Below are 20042 nucleotides of genomic sequence, written 5' to 3'. Positions count from 1 at the left end.
ATTGTTTTCAAAATTTGGTTGATTTTTCGGATTTTGCCTCCATTTTTTAGTCATTTCTTAATGCGTTTTGCAGATTCCGGATTTTCCAGCCTAGTTTTTTTTCCACGTTGGATAGGGAACCGTATTTTTGTTTAGACCACTGTGCTAGGTCCCTACGAAATTGAGCATCGGTATCCTTCCATGGCATAGATTCGTATTTTTCAAAAAATGAATCCTGCGAAAAAGAGGCGGTTTCTAATTCCGATTCTTCTTCATCTGCTACCATTTCAAGAATTTCCTTGTCGCTTTTTTCATTCATCCATGCAATTTTCAAGAAGGCTACTTTCCGTAACGAACGGATGTTTCCGTATAGATTTGATTTGGCGAAGTATTCGCTTAAATAATGATTGATTCCTCCTTTGTTTAAGAGTTCCTCATGACCTGTACTAAGGCAGACGTTTCGCCAGGTATCATTCCATAAATCTGGGATATCTTCGCGACATTCTCTTAATGGAGGAAGTGTGACTTTGTAAATGCAGATCCTATCGTAGAAATCCAAATCAAGCATCTGTTTTAATTCTTTTTCAGATTTATTTGTGGCGCAAATCAGATCGAATCTAATATCTATTTGTTCATTAGATGTGTCTCCAACTTTTCTATAACAATGGTCGTTAAAAACCTGTAACAATTTTCGTTGAACATCTTTTTTAAGATCTTGAACTTCATCAAGAAAAAGAATTCCATCGCGAGCTTGTTCGATTAATCCTACGGCTCCGTCTTTTAGGCCTCCAGTAAAGGCGCCAGGAGCATAGCCGAAAATTATAGATTCTGCCAAATTTGGGTCTAACGAACTGCAATTGATTGGAACAAAAGGAAGTTCTTTTTTCTCTTTAACCATAGCTTTTATTTTAAGAATCCATTCCTTCACGGCCGTAGATTTTCCAACGCCGCGTTCTCCGTAAATTAATATAGGCGCTTCGGAAACATGGGCGAATCTTAGTATGTTATCGTGCGCGACTTTTCCCTTGATTGATCTAGGCTCGTTGTAATGGTAGATTTGTGAAGTTTCGTCGGTTTGTTTTTCAAGCGTTCTTAACTGAGAAAGATACGTGTTAAATTTGAAGTTATTGATTTTTTGAAGTTCTCGCTCAGGGCCGTCTTTAATATCTTTTTCCTCAAAATATACGGCTCCTTTTGGTTGCTTTCTTCGTGCGGAAAAGAGTTCTGTCCCAAGAGGGAAAAAACCGCCCACATATAGCAGTATCCAAGTGGCGTACATTGCCGTGGTCCCTGCTGTTGTACTGATGATTAAGTCTCCCATCAATGCAAGTCTGGGCTTTAAAGCGTCTTGCATTTTTTCGTACAATTCCTCTACTGAGTATGGGTTGTTAATTTCTATCGGGATAGGCTCTAGTAATGGAGAATAATTTTTTTCCATATACTTCAAATTGTGTTCCAGGACCTTCGTCTTGCTTTTTTTCCCGCTGGTGTAGAGATAATAGGCATGTTCTACGTCATATTGTTTTTTTGCCGCTTGCAAAACATTAGCGAACAAGTTTGGATCGCGTTCTGTTGCCATCCATGTCATTAGGCTTACTTTTTTCTTTGTCATTTTAACAACCTCTTATTGAATATAGGTAAAATTTTACTGAAAAGGTAAGATTTTACCTATAAAAAATCACTCATCTGGGGGAGGACTGTCGTTTTTTTACAAAAAACGACAATTTTTTGTTTTGGCACGAATCTTGCTTATATCTCTTTGTCCGGATGATTCGGCAAATCTAACGATTAACAAGAGACCCAGGAGTTACCAAGATGATCTTTTTTGCGGCATGGCTTATCAGCGAATTTTTTGATTAAACCCTCGCGCCAAGCCCCCTTGCGCATGGTAAAATGGGGACAATCACTTTTTTCCATTTTTCAATCGGTGCAGAAGCACCAAAGGAGCCCACTATGTTGGAGATCTTTGTCAAAACAATCGGAACCGCAGTCGCCTCTGGTGTCGCGAAAGAAGTGGTGTCGCACTCTGGCGATATCGTTGACGGCGCATTGGAAGTCGCGGGCGATACCATTGAGTTTGCAGGCGACTGTGTCTGCGATATCCTTGATGGTATTGGTAGCTTGTTCGACTAGTAGTTCTGAAGATACATGCGCAACGGCCCCAGCGCAAGATGGGGCCACTTTTAGAGGAGTACGCCTATGCAGATTAAGGAAGTAATCGAAGAGGTGAGTATCTTTATGGAAGATACTATTGAGTTTGCAGGAGACTGTGTCCGCGATATCCTTGATGGTATCGAAGACTTCTTCAACAGGTATCTCTAACGGTACATGTGCAACGGCCCCGGCGTAAGATGGGGCCACCTTTAGAGGAAAACGCCTATACAGATTAAGGAGGTAATCAAAGTAGCGAACACCCTTATTGATGTAGCCAACCCCATCATTGAGGCCTGATAAATGGATTAGTACTTAATTTATTTGTTTTTTAATATTCAATCTTCATTTTAATAGGAACAGTTAATATGCAATACAAACCCATTTCACGCCTCTAAAATGGAGGAAAAGGAGACATTATGTTTCTGTTGATCATTCTTACTGCAATAGCATTCGCCCATGCGGCCGATATCTCGCCGGTCGAAACCTCTAACCAATTCAAGCGCATTGAATCGGAGGGTTCCGAAAATCTCTACGAGTTTTATGGTCCCTTATCCGCAATCTATGGTGGCGAAAGTAACCAATTTTTTGATGGTTCTGACACCGTACATGTGGTTTATGAGGGCGAACTTGAAGGTGGAAAAATGGCAAACGGTTTCGCCGAGGTGGAGGCCGTTAATACGCGGACGATTTACCAGGGGAGCGTCGAGAATGGCGTTATGCAAGATGAGTCGGCCGAGGTTACCATAATCCATTCTGATACGTCTACCGAATTCTATAAAGGGCGATTCAATGGCCTGGATTTCGATTCGTGCATTTACACGAATACGGGAATGGCCGAATTGTACACCGGTAGGAAAGTTCATGGAGCCTTCAACGACACGGATGCGGTGTTCATGGGACCTCTGTCGCGCATTTATGATGGAAGTTTTGAAGAGTACGCTATGGAGAGTGGGTTCTTTGATTTTGAACCCATCCCCTTCAATGAAAACGACGAAGCCATATATTTTGGCCCCTTGAATGACGGTCGCGTTGCAGGGACGGGTGTTCTGATAGTTGTTCACGAGGGGGATTCCATATTTTACCATGGCCAATTTGAAAATGCGAAAGTTCACGGCATAGGAGATATTGCTGTCGGGGATCTGTATGCCTACTCAGGGCACTTTGCGGATGGGCAGATTGCCGGGCTAGGGGAAATCTCGTCAAGCCACTTCTCGGACATGTTTACACAGAGTGGCTTAATTCCCTATGAATCCGGAGAATTGAACATCAAGGGAATTTGGTCGGGGCATACTGGGCTTAGCAAGTACTTCCGTGCTGCGAATGAAAGCGGTGACACAGTCAAACTCGTGTTTGATGAGGGGGAAATAAAGGAATTGAGTTGGCTTCAAAAAGCTGGATCTTGGGTTAGCGGCCTTTGGATTGCTGGAAAGCTGGAAGAACACCACGCATTGTTCCAGAAAATTATTACGGGTGCGGCTATTGTTGATGCCGGCTTCTGTGTGAGTTCTCTCGTAGTTCCCGCTTCTGCCCCTGTAGCGGGTCCAGTTTGTGGTGTAGGTTTCTTCTCCATTGCTGGGCTAGAGGCTGTGGAACTGACGTTATTGTCTTTCCGAGCCATAGACCGGCAATGTTATGGCGATGATTGCGTTGAAGCCTCCTGGAAGGATTACGGCAAGGCGCAACTCCTCAATGCGGCTTTCGTCGCGATGCCCTTTGGTGTTGGAAAAATTGGCGAACTTGCTACGCCATTCCTGAAGTCTGCTGCAGGCGCCTTGAAGGAGGGCAAGTATGCGAGGGCCATTGCTTCGAGTAAGAACGCGAAGGCAGTTGCCGAGCTAGAGAAAATGCCGAAAATCGAAATTCCAAGGTCTAGGGAAATCGACATTATCAACGACCGGTTGGCTTTCAAGCAGGCTGTTGTCGACTTCACAGGGAAAAGTTTTAGGGAAGGCTTCGTCGAGTTCTTTATACGTTTAAAAACATCTGGCCGTGAAGACCTGATAGAAAAACTTTGGAATAGCCATAAAAACTTTATCAAGGAAAGCGGTATTCGTGCTGGCGGTGTGCATGAATGGCTTGAAGCGGAAAACTTTGTGGATTTCCTGGTGAATCCTAAATGGGGGAAGGATGGAGCATACCTTGCCTACATGACGACCAAGATGGTCCAGAAGACGAGCAATGTGGCGTTTAAAAACGGCGGCGCGCACCAGGTTTACGATGCTGCGCGCGGGAGGTATGTTCCTGGCCCGAATAGCAAATATTTCCACAACAGGCTTGGAGAAAAAATTGCCGAATGCACTAACAAGGAGTGCGTTTTTAGGTCCGTGAATGAACATGCGGAGAAATGGCTTACGGGGAATGCCTACAAGGAATATGTGGGTATAGAAGGTGCCGTTCTCCAATAGGTTCCTTGCGTTACGCAGTACAAATATAAAGCGGCGCCCCGAAGGGCGCCGCTTCTGGTTCACCACAAAGAAGGTTCTTATGCCGCCATGGGCCACATCCCGCCGAACGCATCGTAGATGCGCTTCTTGATATTGCTGAGCGTCTGGCGCGAGCAGCCGAGCGCCTCGCAGATCTCGGCGGTGTGCTTCTTCCCGTCCACGCCGAGGGCGCAGTACAGTTCCACGTAGCGACCCTCGATGCTCTCCTCGCCGAAGTGCTCAATAATCAGGTCGATGGTCCTGAAACAGAGGTCGTGTTCCTCGTCCTCGATTGCCTTTGCTTCGGCCCAGTCGGCGGTCAGGGCGTCGAACCTGTTGATGACGCCCTTCTGGCCGTCACCCTCGTCGCACTCGTGGGAACCGGTGTCCACGAACACGAGGGTGTCGGGATTGTCGAAGCCCTTGGACTTGGTCCTGTTGCGGACGCGGTCCTTGGCCGCCATGTTCAGGCGGTAGCCGAGATGGGTCTTGAACGACCCGCGTTCGGGGTCGTAGGTCTCGACGCACTTGCGGAAGATCTCGAGAATCTCGAGGTCGGCGAGCGCGTTTTCGAAGTTGCTGCTGAGTTCTTCCCTCGCCCTGCCCGTGATGCCGTCGGGGCCGAACTCGTGCGTCTTCTTCATGAAGCCGTAGAGGGAGCTGAACAGCTGGTTCTCGGCGTCGTTGTCACCCTGGCGGATTGCCTGGATGAGTTCCATCTCCTGTTCCTTGGAGAGGTTGTACTTGGCGGTGGTCTTCTGGGTCTGCTTCATAGACATAATTCCCTTTTCCCGGCCTCGATGGTCGGGCTTGATTGTTTTGATGCCCCGGTTTTGGGGTATCGAGTTATGGGAAGAGGGGTAGGGGCGGCGGCGCGTTCCCGTGCGCGTCCGTCGGGTCCCCTGCGGTGTTATGTCTTGCTGCTGGAAAAAAGGGAATACATCAATCGCATACTTCCTTATCGATTTGGGTTTGTGGTTTGTAAAGTCTTTTCTCAAAATTTCTTCCTCGGTTCCTTTGGGTGGCCTCCCATATAAGGGGCATTTTTTGTCAAAAAATGACAAAGATGAGGGCCTGCGAAACCCCAAATGCCGTTTTTAGACGAATTTCGCATTCTGCTATGCAAAATCGCGTGATTTTTCTCACATTTGGCATCGGCGATTTTTGGCACGCTCCATGCCAACCGTGCCAATTCCTGACCGTCCCCATTAACTATATTTGTCGCACTATGGCTCTTTGCTTAGAAACTGAACAACTGGAAACCGTCCAGCGAATCCTTTCCCTCCATTTCGAGGGGCTGGAGGTCTGGGCATACGGTCCCAGGCTCACGGGCGTGGACCTTACCCCGGAAACGGAACTCGACCTTGTAGTCATTGCCGAAAGGCCCCTCTCTTTCGAGGCGATGACCGCGGTGGAGAAGGCGTTTGCCGAAAGCGGTCTTTCGTTCCGCGTGGATGTCATGGACTGGGCCAAGCTCCCGGAAACCATGCAGAAACAAATCAAGAAAGAACACGAAGTGGTTCAAACTGTCGCCGAAGACTAGCGCAGTAGATTATTATGAATCGACTCTTACCTTTTCTCATTGTGTGCGCGTTCGCTACGGCCCTCTTTGCCCAGGACGACGTGTCGAAGGCCAAGTCCCTCATCCGCGAAGGCAAGTGTGCCGAGGCGGCTCCCGCGCTCCAGAAACTTTCCGATTCCAAGAGCTTCCGCAAGCACGAAGGTGCCCAGGCCGCAGTGCTCCTCACGGAGTGCTACCTGCGCGAACACAAGCGTGCCGATGCCCTGAAGCTTGCCTCCAAGTTCCTCGAGTACCATGTGGCCTCCGAGTACCGCGAGCGCATGGAACTTGCCCGAGCCATCGTGCTTACCGAGCAGGGTTCCGTCTACGAGGGTGTCGAGGCGATGCTCCGCATTCTCGCCTATACCAAGAACCCGGCCGCGAAGGGCCACACGAAGGATGTCGCCATCCAGACGCTTGCGGCAAGCCTCCTGAATGCCGACCAGTTGCAGGCGCTTATGGAAAAGTACCCGGTCGACAAGGACGTGGTGGGCTGGATGCAGCTCCAGATGGGCCGCGAATGCCAGAACGCCAAGCGTTACCGCGCCGCCCGCTACTGGTACAAGAAGGTATTGAACGGCAGTGTCGCCGAGAACCTTTCCGCTACGGCCCAGCAGGGCCTCGAATCCCTCGAGGGTCTTGGCGCCGGCAAGCCCACCATCCTGGTGCTCGCGCCGCTTTCGGGTGACTTTGCAGAATTCGGCGCCGCCGCGGTGCGGGGCGTGTACCTCGCCCACGAACAGTCCGGCCTCGGCAAGAAGGTGCGCATCCGCATCGCCGATACCCGCGCCGACGCCTCTATCGCCCTCATGCGAACCCAGCAGGCGGTGAACCAGGATAGTATCGTCGCAGTCATCGGCCCCATCATGAGTGCGCCCGCCGCGACCGTTGCCGCCTGGCTCGGCAGCAACTTCCAGAACATCCCGATGCTCACCCCGACCGCGACCGACGACGGCATCGCGAAGATGGGCCCGAACATTTTCCAGGTGAATATCACGATGGACAACCTCGCGCAGAAGATTGCGGACTTTGCCACCAAGTGCCTTGACATCCGCGAGTTCGCGGTGCTTAGCCCGCTGGGCGATTACGGCGCCGCCATGTCGCAGAGCTTTACCCGCGCGGTGGAGCGTCGCGGCGGCAACGTGGTAGCCTTCCGCAGTTACGAGGAGGGCCGCCCCGACTACGCGACCGAATTCAAGCTGCTCCGCGACGTGCGCTACAAGCAGGAAAACCGCCGCAGGAACATTGCCCGCGGGGCCTCCGACCTCGATGCGGTGAACGCCCGCGAACGCCGTGACTACCTGGCCGATTCCACGATGAAGATTCCCGGCATATTCATTCCCTCCACCAACCCGGGCGACGCGGGCCTCATGGTGGGGCAGGTCGCCTACAACAAGATTGCGGGCACCATGCTCGGTGCCTCGGGCTGGTATGGCCGCGAACTCCTGATCCAGGGCAAGCACCTCGTGGACAGTACCTATTTCAGCGTGCCTGGCCTCGACATCTCGGGCAACAAGGACAAGTTTGATGAATTCGCGAAGGCGTTCAAGGAAAAGTGGGGCGAAGATCCCGCCGAAGACAAGGTGAGCGGCCTCAGCTACGATGCGGCGAATATCGTGTTCTCGGGTATCCAGAAGAACGCCGAAAGCCTCACCAAGTACTTGAACAACACGCCCTCGTTCGAGAGCGTGTATGGCGAAATCAAGTTTGTACGTGGAGCGAACACGAACACGAAGGTCGTGACCGTCCGCAAGGGCAAGTTCTACGTGATGGAAGGCTGCAACCTGCCTGCATCCGCACAGCCCACCGCAGAATCCGACAAGAAGGACGAGAAGAAAAAGAAGTAATCGGGGAGATTACAAATAAAGGAAACCCGCGGCAGCACACCGCGGGCTCCTTTTTTACAGAGAGAAAGTTCTCGCTATCCCGCGTCGGCAAAATCCAGATCGTCGTCAATCTCGCAGTTGGGGCCCGCGATGCAGGCGGCGACGTAGTCGGCGGATTCTCCGCTCCGGTAATACACCTGCAGGCTCGAGTCATCCACGAGGGATTCCAGCGGAGTGCTGCAGATGGCGCTCAACTCCTCGCGGATCCTGTTCTTGAAGGCCTTGAACCCGGAGTTGATCAGGTAGAATGATATCGCGGATGTTTTATGGATTGGTTTCATGGTTGCCTCCATACGCTTATCGCAATTTTCTACGGGTTTGTCATGTCGTGCTCGTCCCTCTTGCCGGCGGTTGGTGACATGATTGTTAAAACATTGTGGATTTCTTGTTTTTATTATAGATTTTATAGGCCCCGAAAGACCACCATTTGTAAAGAAATATTCTTATTGTAAGTTTCGACAGCGCGTGCCGCAAGTGCCCATAATACAAGGTTTGCAGGGCTTCGGGATATCCGTAACTCGTTGATTCTAAAGGGGATAATTTGTCGTTTTTTGACAGGGCTGTATCCTTGTTGAACGTGTTTTCCAATTATTCCATGTTGGATTATAAAATTGCGCCCTGTTTTTGCCCTTCACTTATGAACATGCGCCGAAAGCTTGTTTGTGGACTGCTTGTGAATAGCCAAATTTTTTATTTTTGGAGTATTGTGTTTACCCGTATCTTGGCACTTGTGGTACTGCCTTTCGCGCTCGCCTTTGGCGGGTCGCTTACGCTTGCGCTCCCGGCGCCCCTGATGCAACTGTCCGAGCAGGTGACCGAGAAGTCCATGGCGCTCGATTACGACGGTGCCATGGCGCTCGCAAAAAAAGTCCGCGGGAGTGACGACGGTGTAGGCTGCGTGCTCGAGAACATCGTTCGCGTGAGCCGCTATGACGACCTGGGCGATACGGCGTCGCTGCTGAAGGCGGGTGTGAACCTCGAGAAGTGCGCCTCTACCGGGCTGTGGGAGGCTCTCCGCAAGTTCGAGCTGGGCTACGTGCAGAGCGAGTCGGGCCATTCGGTGAAGGGCGCCATGACTACGCGCTCTGCGGCAAAGCTGTTCGAGGAGTCTCCGGAACAGGAGGCGCGCGCCTTCTACGCGATATACGCATACTACATAGACAAGAGTTTCAGTTGGGTGCCGTTCAAGTCCGATCGCCGCAGCGAATACCTTGCGGTGCTCGATTCCGTTGCTACGGGCTCCAAGCGGTTCTGGCCGCTGTACCTCACTTCGCTAGTTTGGATGCATTATGACAAGGGTGACTTTAATGCGGGTCTCAAGCTTGCGCAGCGCGGGCTCGGCAAGGTCCCGAACCATCCGGTGCTGTTGCAGGTCAAGGCCGACATGCTCTACAGGCTCAAACGCTACAAGGAGGCTGCCGCAATCTACGAGAAGAGTGCCGCGGACTACATGGCGCGTACGGGCAAGTCCATTCGCTACTGGTGCGCGGTGATGAACCTCGTGCGCATCTATGCCGACATGGGCGACAAGGTCAAGATGCAGGCGTGGCGTGAAAAGCTTAATGACGATACGTTCAAGAAGATGAAGAACTGGATGCCGGGCTCCCTGACGGACGACCTGGACAAGAGGGACTTGCTGGACTAGCTTTGTAAAATTTTCACGTAAACAAAATTTTATTGGCTTATTTTAGGGGGGATTTCCGTTTTAAGGATAGGAACACTTAAAAACGGAGATTCCCATGACGACAAAAGCACCCTTGCGTGTATTCTTCATCGTGGACGGATACACGCTCAAGAAAGCCAACGACTACTACAGGCTTTACCACCCTTGCCACACGCCGCTCGACTTCCGCGCCATCAAGAACTGGGCGCGGAAGGAGGCGCTCCGCCTGTTCACGCCCGTATCGCGGTATGCGCAGATGCAGTGCCATTACTACCATCCGTACAAGGACCCGCAAATGTACTGCCATTCGCACGGAATCTCGTGCCTGGAACGGGAACTCAGGTATACCGGGTTCCAGATCCACTATTGCGAGCAGGTAGGGCCCGATGGCGTAAAGCCCAACATGTCGCTCATGGAAGATGTGATGATGTTCGCGACATACAGCAGGATGGACGCGCTGGTGCTCCTGAGTTCGCAAAGGCAGTTCGCGCCCTTGCCCGAAAAGCTCTCTGCGATGGGCATCAAGACGCTCCTTATGGGCTGGAACTTCCAGTACGTGAAGAACGACCGCAATGTGGTGTGGAAGACCGACCGGAACCTTAAGGAAAACGCCACGTTCTACGTGGCGATGGATTGCGTGGCCGAAGGCCTAATGGGTGCCGCGGGTAGCGGCCTCTTCTGCGACGGGTAAAAATAAAGCGCGGGCGGTCTCTACAGCTTGTCTGCCTGCTTACGCTGCCAGTCACTCATGAAAATCCAGGTAACGCGCAGACCCACGAACCAGGTGTCGCCGTTGTTGTCGGTGTCGAACGGACCGTGCTCGACAAGCTTGCCCTCGACTTCGAGGTCGCTGTAGTCGACGTGGCGGTAGCCGCCGTAGATGCCGATGGCGATGGGGTCGAATTCCAGGCGGAGTTCAAGTTCGGTATTGAACGACATGTCCATCGTGCTGTAGTAGCGGTCGCGAAGGTCCACGTAGTTGCTGTTCTCGCCGATGGCAAAGTTCGATGCCATGTGGAAGTTCATGAGGTTGAAGCCGAAGCCCACGGCCGGGATGAGGTTGATGAACGTGTGCTCGCCGAAGAGTTTCCATGCGAACATCCAGTCCACGCCGTAAGAGAACCACTTGACGTCGTACAGGGGCATCTTTTCGGAGTTGCCGGAAGACTCGCCTGTTACGTTGTAAGTTTCGGCGGGGCGTTCCGAAATCTGGGTCGGAGTCAGGTTGATGTTGAACCAGGTGAGGAACTGCTTGTACTGCGCACCGATGTTCAGGTGCAGCCCGACATACCAGTCGTCGAACGGGGCATACTTCAGTGTGCCGGAATAGCGTTCGGCTGTGCCCGAGCTGTCCTTTATCATGTGGCCCGGATTGATTCTCGCAATGGTGTTCACGTAGTCGTTGAAACCGTCGAACATGCCGCGGTAGTCAGCGCCGAAGGAGATGAACCCGCGGATATGGTCCTTCTCGTAGAAACCGTCTTCCGAATCTGCGAACGCGCTTGTCGCGAACGTGAGTGCGCAGAGGAGCGAGACCAGGTAAACTATTTTTGTCTTCATACAAGACTCCGAAATAAGTAAATTCCGGTGTATAAAATACATTATCTTTTGCACATGTGCAGGGAAAATTTTCATAAAGTGTTAAAAATCAACGATTTACGTGCTTTTTTGAGGCCGTTCCTGGGGGCTAGGTTGGCTCTCGCGGTGCTTGTCGCCCTGTTTTTTGCCGCCTGCGGGGGGGATTCCCGCGGGGAAACGTCTTCCCGCGAATCGCGGGCAGGCAACGCTCCCCTCTGTTCGGATTCCGTGCAGTTTTACCCCTTGGAATACGCCCGCCTGCTCCGGATGGGTGTATCCTGCGGGCAGCCGCTGGCCGAAATCCGCTCCGTAGTCGGGCGCGATACGCTGGTCAAGCGCTTCGTGCTGGTGGATTCCGCCCTTGCCTCCGATACCGCGACGCTCCGGAAGCTTTCCGCGGGCAGGGAATGGGCGGGCGCGGTGCCCCTCCGGGTTCCGCTCTGGCGCGTGGTCGTGCTGTCTTCGGCGCAACTCGGGTTCATGCTCCGCCTCGGTGTCGAGGACCGCATAATGGGCGTGGGCGAGGGCAGGTATATCGTGGATTCCGCGCTTGCCGCGCGCGTGACTGCGGGTGAAATCGTGGAGGTCGGGAACGGTCCTCAGGTATCGCTCGAGAAGGTGGTGTCGCTCAAGCCCGACCTCGTGATGACATTTGCTACGGGTGGCGCCTACGACGATTACGAAAGGCTCTCCACGCTCGATATTCCGCTCATGCTTACCTCGGAATGGCAAGAAGACACTCCGTTCGCGAAATTCGATTGGATTAGTTTGTTTGCAAAACTCTTCGGTGTGGAACCGCAGGCGGCGCTCGTTACGAAAACGTATTCGGGCCTGATTCCCGATATGGCGAAGAAGGAAGCCGACCCGCTTACGGCCTGCAGGGCAAACGGCCCGCGTGTAATTGCGGGCATGGCGTATGGCGGTGTGTGGTATGCACCGGGTGGCAGGAGCTATACCGCAAGCCTCATCAGGCAGGCGGGCGGCTGTTACTTGTGGGCGGGCGATACCACCCGCGAGATGAAGCTTTCGCTCGAAGAAATCTTTGCGGTTGCCGACAGCGCCGACGTGTGGGTGAATCCCGGGATATACGGCACGCCCGAAGAAATCCTGGCCGCGGAACCGCGTCTCTCCCGCATAAGGGCGTTCAGGGAAAAGCGCGTGTGCCAGAACGATGCCCGCAAGAGCGCGGGTGGCGGGAACGACTTCTACGAGGGGGCGGTCGCAAGGCCCGTGGAACTGGTATGGAATCTTCATGGTTGCATCTTTGGGGAAAAAGCGCCCAAAACCGGCGAAAAAAAGCCGGATGAACCTTACAGATGGTATAGAAATATTTATAATTAGCGTATATGATGAAGACTCCTACAGGTATTGGTGGCTGGATTGCCTCCAGCTACGAAGCAAAGGTCCCGTTCCTGCAGCAGGTGCCGCGTGAATGTGCCGACTTCTTGCTGCTGAACGCCCAGATCCGCGAGTACGATGCTGGCGAGATCATTGTCCAGGGCGGAGTGGAAGGGCAGTTCTTCTGCGTGATGCAGAGCGGCCGTGCGCAGGTGTGCGGCCAGATTCTCCCCGATGGGCATTACAGCGTGCTTGCCTATATCGAAAGTGGCGCATGCTTTGCCGAGATGTCGATTCTTTGTAACGAACCCACGAGCAACACGATTATCGCTGCCGAGGATGGCTGCACGGTGCTTCACATCCCGAAGGCCGAGTTCGTCAAGTTCCTGGACAAGAACCCCAACATCATGGTGTTCCTGTACAAGGTGGTGTGCGACAGCCTCCGTGCGAAGAACAAGGCGTTCGACGAGTTCCAGCGCCTCTCGCTCCTTGCTTCGGGCAAGGTGTTGCCGTTTATCGATTTCGCGCAGACCATGGAAAAGAGCCGCATTACCGGTACGGTGATTTGCGAATCGAACCAGGGCGGTAGGGGCTTTGTCGCGTTCCAGGATGGCCGCATCTGCTGTGCCAAGTGCGGTAAACTGGCAGGGCCGGATGCTCTCGAGCAGATTCTTGCATGGGGCGACGACTCCATGTACAAGCTCGATACGCACCTGATGCCCGAGACGACGAACATCAACCAGATGGCCGATACCACGAGCCTCATTCTGGATGCGCTCAGAAATATTGATGAAAAACAAGGTGCCCGCTAGCAGGGCAAAACAAAGTGCCCGATTCCGGGCAAAGGAAAAAAGATGAATTACGCAGACGCAGGAGTTTCCCTGGCCCGAGCTGACGAAGCGATGGTCGGTGTCAAGAAATCCGTACGTACTACATTCAACCAGGGCGTCCTCGGTGACGTCGGCAACTTTGGCGGTCTCTTCACGCTGAACCACCTCGGCATGAAGGACCCGGTGCTCGTGAGTTCCGTCGACGGCGTGGGCACCAAGCTCAAGGTCGATATCGAGATGGGCACGCACGAACTGCCGGGCCAGGATATCGTGAACCACTGCTGTGACGATATCCTCGTGCAGGGCGCGCGCCCGCTGTTCTTCCTGGACTACGTGGCTACGGGCCGCCTGGAACCGGGTGTCATGGACAAGCTCGTTGCCGGTATGGCCAAGGCCTGCCGTGAGAACGACCTCGTTTTGATTGGCGGTGAAACTGCAGAAATGCCGGGCTTCTACGGTCCGGGCGACTACGACATTTCCGGCACCATCGTGGGTGTCGTGGAACGTGAAAACATCATCGACGGCAAGAAGATCAAGCCGGGTACCATCATTCTCGGTCTGCCTTCTACCGGTCTCCACACCAACGGTTACTCGCTCGCCCGCAAGGTGCTGTTCGACGTGGCCGGTTACAAGGTGGATACCCTCGTCGACGGCATGGACAAGACGATTGGCGAAGCGCTCGCCGTGCCGCACCGCAGCTACTACCCGAGCCTCATCGACCTCTGCAACAAGAAGATTATCCAGGGCCTCGCCCACATCACGGGTTCGGGCTACCAGGGCAACATCCCGCGTATCCTCCCGGACGATGTCGACGTGATTATCGACCGTACCACGTGGGACCCGCCGATGATCTTCAAGCTCATCCAGCAGGCTGGCTCTGTGGAGAAGGACGAGATGTACAATACCTTCAACATGGGTATGGGCATGCTCATCTTCATCGACCCCTCTGACAAGGCCGAAGTCGTTGCACACCTCGAAGCCAAGGGCGAGAAGTGGACGCAGATCGGTGAAGTCGTCGCCGGCACCAAGCAGGTGAAGTTCCGCGACTAATCGCGCTTCTGCATCGTTGCTCTCACGATTCTAAATCGTCACCCTCGATATTTTATATCGTCACCCTCGCGAAGGCGAGGGTCTTTTCATATCGTCGCACTCGCGATTCTATATTGTCACCCTCGCGCAGGCGAGGGTCTTTTCATATCGTCGCACTCGCGATTCTATATTGTCACCCTCGCGAAGGCGAGGGTCTTTTTTTGTGGCGAAAAGTCGCACAATCCTGTGCGATTGGGCACTCGCGGGCACGTTTTGGGAACACAAAGTTGCGTCAAATTGCTTTTTTACTTCCGCATTTGGGGAACAGAATATATTTTTAAGGGCGTAAATAGAAAAGGAGCTTTATGAAAAGACGTTTTGTGAAGATGATGGTTGCGGCCAGCGCCGTGGCTGCCCTCTGTGCTTGCGGTGACGATTCCGCCTCGAGCCCGAATAATCCCCCTTCCGCCAATACAGAATGCGCGGGTATTGTCGCCACTGCGGATGCCTTTGTTTTGAACGCGAATGGCGTGTACGTGATTTACGCCGACGGCAATGTGACCGATGCAGCCGGAAATCCTGTCGGCTATTTTGCTGACGGTGTCCTGATGGACTTGAGCGGTGCTCCCATCACGGCGGGCGTTGACCTGAATGCACTTACGGTCTGCCCGGCGAATGCGACGGTGGACCCGGGTACGGGTGCGATTGTGCCGGTGAGTTCCTCCTCCGCAGATGTCGTGAATCCGACTGATCCCAATTCCTCTTCCGGCGTGAATCCGGTCGACCCGACTTCCTCGGGCACGGTTCTCTCGAGTGCAATTGACCCGACTTCTTCTAGCGGTGTAGGTCCCGTGAATCCGACCTCCAGCTCCGATGTGGCTCCCGAAAGCTCTAGCAGCGCAGAACCCGTCAAGCCGAGCGGTAACCCCGAAGAAGACATCAAGAAATATCCCGTGCCCACGCTCAAGACTATTCTCGGCAACGGCACCAGCGGCTGGAATACCCGCTACTGGGATGCCTGCAAGCCCCACTGCTCCCAGACGAGTACCGATGGCGCCGAAGGCAAGCCCAAGATCAATACCCAGGCGGAATACGAAGCCAGCCACTACACGGCCCGCGTCTGCAATATCCATGATATTGAAATTCCCACGTTTACCTACAGCAAGGGACTGGAACGTTACTGGGTGGGTATCCAGAATACTCCGAATGCGTGTCAGGAAGCAAGTCCCGCATCTGGCGGCGGCTTCACCTGCACCGACATGGCTCCTGTGGCCGTGAACGATACCTTGGCGTACGCCTTCGTTGCCGGTAGCGATGCGACAACCTCGTGCGGCAAGTGCTTCCACTTGCAGTATGATGGTTCCTTCCATGATGCCAGCGCAAGCAATGGAGCCAAGGCGACGCACAAGGCTCTCAAGGGCAAGCATATCATTGTCATGGCATCCAATATCGGTCACGATGTGAAGCCGGGCCAGTTCGACCTCATGGTACCGGGCGGTGGTCCGGGTATCTTCAATGCCCTGCAGCTTCAGATTACCAAGCCCGGCATTGAATGGGGTGCTACTTATGGCGGCTTCTTGACATACTGCCAGAACGGAGAAAAGTGCGGTTATGATGGTACGCTGGATTGCTACCAGACTTGCGTCAAGGAAATGTGCGACGCGGCCTTTGGTGACTCCAACTATCCGAACCTGTTGCGCGGTTGCCATTGGTTTGCCGATTGGTTTATGGCAGCCGACAATCCGACCTACCAGTGGGAAGAAGTTGATTGCCCGCAGTACCTGGTCGACAAGTACCAGACGACGATCAGCACTTCCATTGAAACCAATATTCTGTTCCAGTCCGACTGGTCCCAGTACAAGGGCGGTGACTTTATCACTACGGACGCCTGCAGCAAGACCCCGAATGCACAGGGTGAATACTGCGATCCGGACCAGCTGGCTGCCGACAAGGCCAAGACTTACTAGTCCTTCGCCCCGTAACGAGGTGCCATGAAACGTAGATTGTTTAAGTTGATGGTTGCGGCCGGTGCGGTCGCAATGGTTTGCGCTTGCGGCGACGATGCCGCTTCGAACAATGCCACCGACCCGATGGGTGGTGAGCCGGGTTCCAGCGCGATTGACAATCCGGTTTATTCGTCCGGTGTGGTTGACCCGGGCAATGTGACGGACCCGACCAACCCGATGTCATCGGCAGGCGTCGCCCAGAATCCGGACAATCCTGTATCGAGCGGCACGGAACCGTTCTCCAGCGGCTCGTTGGTTCCGGGCTCCAGTGCCGATGTTGAGCCTGTGGTAAGCAGCAGCTCGGTGAATGCGGAACCGGAACTTGACGCGAGCGGATTCCCGACGCTTGAATCTTATGGCCCGCCTCCTGCCGAATACACCAAGGACATCAGCGCCACGGCAAAACGCGGCTGGAATACCCGCTACTGGGACGCCTGCAAGCCGCACTGTTCCTGGCTTAGGGAAAACGCTAACGATGTGACTCGTGCAGACACGTCTTCCGATGAGGCGTACCTTGCCGACTATGGCACAGCACGTAACTGCAACATTCACGATGTCGAAGTGCCTACCTTTACCTTGGGTGATGTGTCGAAGTCCTGGTTCGGTTACAACGGGACCAGAAGCGCTTGCGGCGACGAAAAGGAAAAGGGCGTGTTCACCTGCACCGACATGGCGCCTATAGCCGTGAACGATACACTTTCTTATGCATACGTTGCGGGCACTGCCGATAGCAAGTGCGGCAAGTGCTATCACTTGCAGTACGATGGCCACTTCGCGAACGAGATGGAAAACAACCCGCCAAGGGAAACTCACAAGGCGCTCAAGGGCAAGCACATGATCGTGATGGCCTCTAACATCGGTAACGATGTGGCTGGCGGCAATGCTAACTTACCTGCAGGCCAGTTCGACTTGATGGTGCCGGGTGGTGGCGTGGGCGCCTTTGACGCTCTTACAACTCAGGTTCACAAGGGTGCTGGTTTTAACTGGGGCGCAGGTTTTGGCGGGTTCCTGACCGAATGCCAGAACCAACTCGGCTACGACGCTACTCTCGTCGCATACCAGACGTGCATTAAGGATATGTGCGACGCGGCTTTCGGCGACGCCGGCCTCCCGAACCTGTTGCGCGGTTGCCACTGGTTTGCCGATTGGTACAAGGCTGCAGACAATCCGACCTACTACATCGAAGAAGTAGATTGTCCGCAGTACTTGATCGACCATTACATGAGCCGATTCAATACCACTACGACAACCAATATCAAGAAGGTGACGGACTGGTCCACATACAAGGAAGGCGACGTGCTCGATACGCTCCATTGCTGGAAGGCAGGTGAGGCTCCCCCGGAAGACGGTTGGGTAAATCCGAGTGCCGGTTGCGATAATCCGTAGCGAGATACTCCGAAAATATTCAATGCCGTTTTCCTTGTGAAGACGGCATTTTTTTGTCTAGATTCCGATGCTCGGATTGAATGCGACAAATTGCCGATAAACGGTAATCGCAATCCCGTTTAGGAATATATTTTCTTGAGGTAAACTTGTTCCAATTTCTATATTCACTTGTTCGTTATATGGCGCAGTTATGTCTAGGCTAGTTAACTTGTATGTGCTTCTGCTTGTTTTCGGGTCGCTTGTGCAGACGGTTTTTGCCGCTGCCCCGGATTTGGAAAAGGCCAAGCGCGATGCCATTTACGGGTATTCCTCGGAAAGGGCTGTCGAGGAACTGGAACGCCTCGCGCCGCCTGCCGGTTTTGTACTCCTTTCTTATGAAGAGGAATTCCTCCTGTACAGCAGGGCTATCCAGGATGCCGATGCCATAGACAAGCCGAAGTACTGGGAGCATATAGATTTTCTGCTCGCGAAACACGATTCCATTGTGGCGGTCCGCGAAAAACTGCAGGTTGTTGGTGGGGAATGTCTGCTCGAAAAGCGTCATCTGGCCATCAACGTGAACCATCGCGATTTACGGTTTGCCATGGCGGTGAGGAATGTCCCGCGCGAGACGCGCGAATTTTACGGCATATACCTGGAACGCCTCGCGCTGAACTATGGCGGTGGCGAACCGATGGACTATAGCAATTCTATTGCGGAGTGGAATGAATTTCGCAAACGCTATCCCGGTAGCCCTTACCTTGGTTGGGTGCCTCCAGCAAGCCCCGAGACGGCGAAGGCTGCCGAGGATCAGCATCTGTCCGTGGCTCCCAAGTGGATGCACTGGACGCTGCTTGGCGGGTATTCCTATGCGATGTATTCCGGAGGATTGGAAAAAATACTGGAGCCTTCGACCGGGTTCAACATCATGGCCGAATGGCAGATGTCGCGCATCCTGTTCCTGCTCCAGGTTGGTTCTATTTCCGGTGACGACTTCAGTCATTTTTCCATGGCGCTGTCTGGCGGTTTTGCCTTCATGGAATGGAAATATTTCTCGGCGGATGTGATATTCGGGATGGTCGGTGAAGATTTGAAAATGAAAGATGTAGACGATATCCCGTCGTCAAAAACTATGCTCGTTGGCGTGCAGGTCGATGGCTTCATTCCCGTGACGAATGTCCTTGATATCGATATCCGGGCGCAGTTCTCCTTGCGCTATTCCTCCTTCGAGATCGACGGTCGCAACAAGGGCGGCCTGGTCGAGGTGTTGAATCTTTCTGCCGGGGTCCATTTCGGTGCGCCCAAAAGGAGTGGACGATGAAAAAGTTTACTGCTCCTTTGTTTGTGATTATGTTGTTCTTAATGACGTGTGTGCTGAGTGGCTGTACCACGGTAATGAAACTCGCCGTTGACTGGATGAACTGCACGCAAGATTCCTACTATAGGGACCATGTGCCGGCTGGCGGCTGGGTGGATCCCGAATGGGACGGAGTCCCGCGCAGTGTTACGGTATTGTATTCCGAGCCTATGTTCGACGGGTATTCGTCGTTCAAAAAAGAGTGGCCTGAATACGGCGGCAATTTCAGCGGCTGGTTCAAGCAGCAGATGGATTATGCCGCGGCGACGCTTAGCGTCCGTGCGGAAGTAATGAGCGTCGATGATTCTGCGTTTGCGCTGGAACGGCGCGCCCAGTGGCATCGCTATGGCGCAGATGCGGATTCGGTCGAGGTGCCGGTGCTTCGCGAAAAATACAGGGATGACGTGGAAGAAGTCGCGGTGGTGATATCGCCAGTCGTCATTGTTGCAAGCGAACGTGCTGATACAACGGGTGTAAAAACGGTGAAGGCCCAGTATTCCATTACCGATGTCAAGCGCGGCAAGGTTCTTGCGTACGGCAAGGTGGACGTCCGGGGTGAAATGGGACGTACGGCGAATGTTAGTTTGTCTGAAAAACTCCTGCATCTGGTTGTAGAGGGCACCCCGCTTTACCAGGTTCCGATGTCTCCGCTATAATATTTTGAATCTCTCTGCCATAATAATTTGATTACGAGGGGCGGTTATGGCCGGGCGTTTACGAAAATAGTGAATAATATGTTGATAATCTGGCCAAAAGGTGGTTTTTACCGGTTTTTTCAAGAAAAATGAAAAAAAGTGAAATTTTTTCGAGAAAAACCCTTGCCAAACTTCCAGAAAATTCTATAATTGGCCTCACCTTCGGAAACGATGGTAC

The 20042-nt window shown here is 53.1% G+C and carries 18 protein-coding genes; 14 read left to right on the top strand and 4 right to left on the bottom strand.

The features are described from left to right. Positions 1-46: 46 nt before the first annotated feature. Positions 47-1591, bottom strand: coding sequence for a sigma 54-interacting transcriptional regulator (locus BUB22_RS10035; protein WP_073115007.1), 1545 nt, complete (start codon positions 1589-1591; stop codon positions 47-49). Positions 1592-1932: 341 nt separating this feature from the next. Here BUB22_RS10035 and BUB22_RS10030 point away from each other — a divergent pair, with 341 nt between their 5' ends. From BUB22_RS10030 to BUB22_RS10025, 3 genes are all read left to right on the top strand, one after another. Next, positions 1933-2112: a hypothetical protein gene (locus tag BUB22_RS10030; RefSeq protein WP_073115006.1), complete on the top strand. Its 180-nt coding sequence runs from the start codon at positions 1933-1935 to the stop codon at positions 2110-2112. Positions 2113-2178: 66 nt separating this feature from the next. After that, positions 2179-2301: a hypothetical protein gene (locus BUB22_RS17185; protein WP_256374639.1), complete on the top strand. Its 123-nt coding sequence runs from the start codon at positions 2179-2181 to the stop codon at positions 2299-2301. A 248-nt stretch (positions 2302-2549) separates the two neighbouring features. After that, positions 2550-4538 carry an MORN repeat-containing protein gene (locus BUB22_RS10025; RefSeq protein WP_073115005.1) on the top strand — a complete coding sequence of 663 codons (1989 nt, stop codon included), beginning with the start codon at positions 2550-2552 and terminating at the stop codon, positions 4536-4538. A gap of 77 nt (positions 4539-4615) precedes the next feature. On the opposite strand, the gene BUB22_RS10020 is transcribed toward BUB22_RS10025, so the two are convergent. After that, positions 4616-5335 (bottom strand): hypothetical protein, encoded by a 720-nt coding sequence (locus BUB22_RS10020; RefSeq protein ID WP_073115004.1) that lies wholly within the window; start codon positions 5333-5335, stop codon positions 4616-4618. Positions 5336-5784: 449 nt separating this feature from the next. On the opposite strand from BUB22_RS10020, the gene BUB22_RS10015 reads away from it, so the two are divergent. Together BUB22_RS10015 and BUB22_RS10010 are read left to right on the top strand one after the other, a co-directional pair. Beyond that, positions 5785-6099, top strand: a complete 315-nt coding sequence (locus tag BUB22_RS10015; protein ID WP_072811835.1) for a nucleotidyltransferase domain-containing protein — start codon at positions 5785-5787, stop codon at positions 6097-6099. Between the two features lie 14 nt (positions 6100-6113). Beyond that, positions 6114-7964 carry a penicillin-binding protein activator gene (locus BUB22_RS10010; protein ID WP_073115003.1) on the top strand — a complete coding sequence of 617 codons (1851 nt, stop codon included), beginning with the start codon at positions 6114-6116 and terminating at the stop codon, positions 7962-7964. A gap of 74 nt (positions 7965-8038) precedes the next feature. Here the strand turns inward: BUB22_RS10010 and BUB22_RS10005 are convergent, their stop codons facing one another. After that, the gene (locus BUB22_RS10005; RefSeq protein WP_254794715.1) at positions 8039-8284 is read right to left on the bottom strand and encodes a hypothetical protein; all 246 of its coding nucleotides are present in this window, start codon (positions 8282-8284) and stop codon (positions 8039-8041) included. Between the two features lie 449 nt (positions 8285-8733). Between BUB22_RS10005 and BUB22_RS09995 the strand changes: the two genes are divergently transcribed. Together BUB22_RS09995 and BUB22_RS09990 are read left to right on the top strand one after the other, a co-directional pair. After that, positions 8734-9648, top strand: a complete 915-nt coding sequence (locus BUB22_RS09995) for a tetratricopeptide repeat protein (protein ID WP_254794714.1) — start codon at positions 8734-8736, stop codon at positions 9646-9648. 94 nt (positions 9649-9742) lie between these two features. After that, the gene (locus tag BUB22_RS09990; RefSeq protein WP_139258949.1) at positions 9743-10357 is read left to right on the top strand and encodes an NYN domain-containing protein; all 615 of its coding nucleotides are present in this window, start codon (positions 9743-9745) and stop codon (positions 10355-10357) included. A 20-nt stretch (positions 10358-10377) separates the two neighbouring features. Here the strand turns inward: BUB22_RS09990 and BUB22_RS09985 are convergent, their stop codons facing one another. Continuing rightward, positions 10378-11226, bottom strand: coding sequence for a hypothetical protein (locus tag BUB22_RS09985; RefSeq protein ID WP_072811845.1), 849 nt, complete (start codon positions 11224-11226; stop codon positions 10378-10380). A gap of 78 nt (positions 11227-11304) precedes the next feature. On the opposite strand from BUB22_RS09985, the gene BUB22_RS09980 reads away from it, so the two are divergent. The 7 genes from BUB22_RS09980 to BUB22_RS09950 all read left to right on the top strand — a co-directional run bounded on the left by BUB22_RS09980 (position 11305) and on the right by BUB22_RS09950 (position 19825). Continuing rightward, positions 11305-12585, top strand: coding sequence for an ABC transporter substrate-binding protein (locus BUB22_RS09980; protein WP_073115063.1), 1281 nt, complete (start codon positions 11305-11307; stop codon positions 12583-12585). A 5-nt stretch (positions 12586-12590) separates the two neighbouring features. Next, positions 12591-13394 (top strand): cyclic nucleotide-binding domain-containing protein, encoded by an 804-nt coding sequence (locus tag BUB22_RS09975; protein WP_254794713.1) that lies wholly within the window; start codon positions 12591-12593, stop codon positions 13392-13394. 42 nt (positions 13395-13436) lie between these two features. Then, positions 13437-14462, top strand: a complete 1026-nt coding sequence (gene purM, locus BUB22_RS09970; RefSeq protein ID WP_073115000.1) for a phosphoribosylformylglycinamidine cyclo-ligase — start codon at positions 13437-13439, stop codon at positions 14460-14462. A gap of 344 nt (positions 14463-14806) precedes the next feature. Then, entirely contained in the window at positions 14807-16408 is a 1602-nt protein-coding gene (locus BUB22_RS09965) for a glycosyl hydrolase family 5 (protein WP_254794712.1), read from the top strand. Positions 16409-16432: 24 nt separating this feature from the next. After that, complete coding sequence (locus BUB22_RS09960; RefSeq protein ID WP_073114999.1) at positions 16433-17833, top strand: glycosyl hydrolase family 5; 1401 nt, start codon at positions 16433-16435, stop codon at positions 17831-17833. A 190-nt stretch (positions 17834-18023) separates the two neighbouring features. After that, positions 18024-19133 (top strand): hypothetical protein, encoded by a 1110-nt coding sequence (locus BUB22_RS09955; RefSeq protein ID WP_139258944.1) that lies wholly within the window; start codon positions 18024-18026, stop codon positions 19131-19133. Further along, positions 19130-19825 (top strand): hypothetical protein, encoded by a 696-nt coding sequence (locus tag BUB22_RS09950; protein WP_073114997.1) that lies wholly within the window; start codon positions 19130-19132, stop codon positions 19823-19825. Before BUB22_RS09955 ends, BUB22_RS09950 begins: the two co-directional genes overlap by 4 nt. Positions 19826-20042: the final 217 nt, after the last annotated feature.

Origin of the sequence: Fibrobacter sp. UWCM (assembly GCF_900129735.1) — a bacterium.
Taxonomy (GTDB): domain Bacteria; phylum Fibrobacterota; class Fibrobacteria; order Fibrobacterales; family Fibrobacteraceae; genus Fibrobacter.
The sequence above is the reverse complement of the archived record's forward strand: the minus strand, read 5'-3'. Positions and strand labels throughout refer to the sequence as shown.

Bases quoted from the DNA above. Each gene is read 5' to 3' on its own strand.
- BUB22_RS09955 (WP_139258944.1), top strand. From the start codon at position 18,024: ATGTCTAGGCTAGTTAACTTGTATGTGCTTCTGCTTGTTTTCGGGTCG.
- BUB22_RS09990 (WP_139258949.1), top strand. From the start codon at position 9,743: ATGACGACAAAAGCACCCTTGCGTGTATTCTTCATCGTGGACGGATAC.
- BUB22_RS10020 (WP_073115004.1), bottom strand. From the start codon at position 5,335: ATGTCTATGAAGCAGACCCAGAAGACCACCGCCAAGTACAACCTCTCC.
- BUB22_RS10025 (WP_073115005.1), top strand. From the start codon at position 2,550: ATGTTTCTGTTGATCATTCTTACTGCAATAGCATTCGCCCATGCGGCC.
- BUB22_RS09975 (WP_254794713.1), top strand. From the start codon at position 12,591: ATGATGAAGACTCCTACAGGTATTGGTGGCTGGATTGCCTCCAGCTAC.
- BUB22_RS10015 (WP_072811835.1), top strand. From the start codon at position 5,785: ATGGCTCTTTGCTTAGAAACTGAACAACTGGAAACCGTCCAGCGAATC.
- BUB22_RS17185 (WP_256374639.1), top strand. From the start codon at position 2,179: ATGCAGATTAAGGAAGTAATCGAAGAGGTGAGTATCTTTATGGAAGAT.
- BUB22_RS09985 (WP_072811845.1), bottom strand. From the start codon at position 11,226: ATGAAGACAAAAATAGTTTACCTGGTCTCGCTCCTCTGCGCACTCACG.
- purM (WP_073115000.1), top strand. From the start codon at position 13,437: ATGAATTACGCAGACGCAGGAGTTTCCCTGGCCCGAGCTGACGAAGCG.
- BUB22_RS10035 (WP_073115007.1), bottom strand. From the start codon at position 1,591: ATGACAAAGAAAAAAGTAAGCCTAATGACATGGATGGCAACAGAACGC.
- BUB22_RS10010 (WP_073115003.1), top strand. From the start codon at position 6,114: ATGAATCGACTCTTACCTTTTCTCATTGTGTGCGCGTTCGCTACGGCC.
- BUB22_RS10030 (WP_073115006.1), top strand. From the start codon at position 1,933: ATGTTGGAGATCTTTGTCAAAACAATCGGAACCGCAGTCGCCTCTGGT.
- BUB22_RS09965 (WP_254794712.1), top strand. From the start codon at position 14,807: ATGAAAAGACGTTTTGTGAAGATGATGGTTGCGGCCAGCGCCGTGGCT.
- BUB22_RS09950 (WP_073114997.1), top strand. From the start codon at position 19,130: ATGAAAAAGTTTACTGCTCCTTTGTTTGTGATTATGTTGTTCTTAATG.
- BUB22_RS09960 (WP_073114999.1), top strand. From the start codon at position 16,433: ATGAAACGTAGATTGTTTAAGTTGATGGTTGCGGCCGGTGCGGTCGCA.
- BUB22_RS10005 (WP_254794715.1), bottom strand. From the start codon at position 8,284: ATGAAACCAATCCATAAAACATCCGCGATATCATTCTACCTGATCAAC.